Here is a 2,987-nt window from a genome sequence, read left to right as displayed (position 1 = left end):
AAAACTTGAGCATCAATACCCATATCTTTATTACCTGATAAAGCTTCACCAGATAATTTTAATAAAATTCGTGAATAACGGGGGCTGATTGTTTCCGCCATGATTTTGCTCCAAGACCTCTTAAACTGAATGCTTTTTGAATCGTGATTCGATTAGACCGATTTAATTTTAATTAACTTTGCAAATAAGTCGTATTCATCCGCATCGGTAATTTCGACTTCCAACATATCGCCTGGTTGAATAGTGCTCTTATCGATATCTTCTACAAAGACATTACCGTCAATTTCCGGAGCATCGGCATAAGAACGTGCAACAGCAACAGGATATTCATCTTCCAAACTATCGACCAATACAGTCATCGTTTGACCAATACGTTTTTGTAATTTGGCAGCAGAGATTTGTTGCTGCACTTGCATAAAGCGCTCGTAACGCTCTTGCTTAATTTCTTCTGGCACATGATCTGGTAAATCATTTGCCGTAGCGCCTTCTACTGGTGAATAGGTAAAGCAGCCTACACGATCAAGTTGAGCTTCAACCAACCAATCGAGCAAAATCTGGAAGTCTTCTTCAGTTTCGCCTGGAAAGCCAACCACGAAAGTAGAACGGATCACAAGATCCGGGCATTTTTCGCGCCATAATTTAATTTTTTCTAATGTATTCTCACTATGTGCCGGACGTTTCATTAATTTAAGAACGCGTGGGCTTGCATGCTGGAATGGAATATCGAGGTATGGCAAGATTTTACCTTGAGCCATCAAATCGATTACTGCATCCACATGTGGATATGGATATACATAATGTAAGCGAACCCAAATTCCAAGCTGACCAAGTGCTTCACACATGTCGAAGAATTTGGTTTTTACGGGCTGTCCGTTCCAGAAATCGAGCTTATATTTGGTATCTACGCCATAAGCTGAGGTATCTTGGGAAATGACTAAGATTTCTTTTACACCTGCACGTTTTAACGCAGCAGCTTCTTCTAATACGCTTCCAACTGGACGTGATACTAAATCACCGCGCATGCTCGGGATAATACAGAAGGTACAACGGTGATTACAGCCTTCAGATATTTTTAAATAAGCATAATGTTTCGGTGTTAAACGGATACCTTGCTCAGGAACAAGGTCAATAAACGGATTATGTTTAGGCGGTGCTGGAACATATTCATGTACAGCTTCCATAACGTCTTGATAAGCTGCTGCACCAGTAACTTTTAGAACATTAGGGTGCATTTGACGAATTTTATCTTCATCTTTACCTAAACAGCCCGTCACAATAACTCGGCCATTTTCACTCATGGCTTCGCCAATTGCATCTAAAGATTCTTGTACTGCAGATTCAATAAAACCACAGGTATTAACAACAACTAAATCAGCACCATCATAATCTGATGCAACTTGATAACCTTCAGTCTTTAACTGAGTTAAAATTCGTTCAGAATCTACCAATGCCTTAGGACAACCTAAAGAAACAAAACCGACTTTGGGGGTCTTCATGAATCTGCGCTCCACTTGAATGCGCGTATTGTATGTCTTTTCTCGTCTCAAGCATAGGTGGAAACCCCACTCTTTGTGTAATGCACCAAAATACAACCAATATTTGCACCAAAACTCAATATTGCACCAAGTTGGATCATGATATTATTGGTGTATACATCCATATTTTTGACCAAAAGATATTAAGAACGATTTTAGAGCGCTTTAAATACGCTTAAAACCTTAAAATAAACCATAAACAAAGTTGGCGTACATTTTGCATCGATCATGTTCTATAACGGTGAAAACCGATAACCAATGAAGATGCCATTGCGCCATTTTAAGACAGGAACGATTCGCTAATGGATCAACACACACCTATCGACTATCGCCTATTGGTAGACAATTTAACTACTGCGATTTTATTAATCGATAGTAACTTTAATATTTTTTATTTGAATTCCGCTTGTGAAGCACTTTTTGACATTAGTTTGCTTCGCGCTTCTGGACAACCGGTTTTAAATTTACTTCATGCACCTGATGATACCTTTAATACGCATGAAGCCCTATTGAACACGTTAAAAACGGGACAACCTTATACACGTCGTGAAGCCATCATTAATGTCAATTTTAAAGATTTACATGTGGATTATACGGTCTCGCAATTAAATGCAGGTAAAAGCTACCACCCGCTCTTACTTATTGAGTTAAATCCTATTGATCGTATGTTGAAAATTTCTAAGGAAGAAAACTTAATTCAACAACATCAAGTGGCTAGACAACTGGTTCGAGGCGTTGCTCACGAAATTAAAAACCCTCTGGCTGGTATTCGGGGGGCAACTCAGTTACTTGCTCGTAGTTTAAATGACGAGAGCTATGCTGAATTTACGGATATCATTATTAACGAGGTAGATCGTCTCACCAATTTGGCCGACACCATGTTGGGCTCAAGACAATTGCCAAGTTATGAAAATGTAAATGTGCATGAACCTCTAGAACGGGTACGCTCTTTAATCGCAAATCAGACCAAGAAAAAAATCAAAATTACGCGTGATTATGATTTGTCTTTACCCGATGTAAAAGCCGATCGTGACCAACTCATTCAAGTCATGCTCAATATTAGCGTTAATGCCATTCAAGCTATTACAGAAAATAAATCATTTTTTACAGATCAAGAGCCTGAATTAATTTTACGTACCCGTATTCAACGTCTAGTCACTATTAATGGAGTACTCAACCGCTCTGCTGTACGAGTCGATATTGAAGACAATGGACCGGGTATTCCCGAAAGCATTTTAGAGTCTGTGTTTTACCCTTTGGTTACAGGACGAGCAAAAGGCACAGGGCTTGGCCTGAGTATTGCACAGAACATCATGCATCAACATAACGGAATGATTGAATGCCAATCAGTTCCTGGAAAAACAATGTTTAGCTTATATTTACCTTGGGAGTCAGACCGTGTCGCGAAATAAAATATGGGTTATTGATGACGATCGCGCCATGCGATGGGTA

2 protein-coding genes and 1 pseudogene are annotated in these 2,987 nt (G+C 39.3%); 1 reads left to right on the top strand and 2 read right to left on the bottom strand.

Going from position 1 to position 2,987, the window contains the following annotated elements:
- Both C1642_RS13720 and rimO read right to left on the bottom strand, forming a co-directional pair.
- Positions 1-101, bottom strand: a pseudogene (locus C1642_RS13720) (UMP kinase); the annotation flags it as partial.
- Between the two features lie 51 nt (positions 102-152).
- Complete coding sequence (gene rimO, locus C1642_RS13715) at positions 153-1,496, bottom strand: 30S ribosomal protein S12 methylthiotransferase RimO (RefSeq protein ID WP_000856678.1); 1,344 nt, start codon at positions 1,494-1,496, stop codon at positions 153-155.
- A 341-nt stretch (positions 1,497-1,837) separates the two neighbouring features.
- Between rimO and glnL the strand changes: the two genes are divergently transcribed.
- Entirely contained in the window at positions 1,838-2,947 is a 1,110-nt protein-coding gene (gene glnL, locus C1642_RS13705) for a nitrogen regulation protein NR(II) (protein WP_000371970.1), read from the top strand.
- The last annotated feature ends 40 nt before the right edge of the window (positions 2,948-2,987 follow it).

Source organism: Acinetobacter sp. AKBS16 (assembly GCF_002899995.1).
Lineage (GTDB): Bacteria > Pseudomonadota > Gammaproteobacteria > Pseudomonadales > Moraxellaceae > Acinetobacter > Acinetobacter baumannii.
Note: the sequence above shows the minus strand (reverse complement) of the source record. Positions and strands in the feature narration are given on the sequence as shown.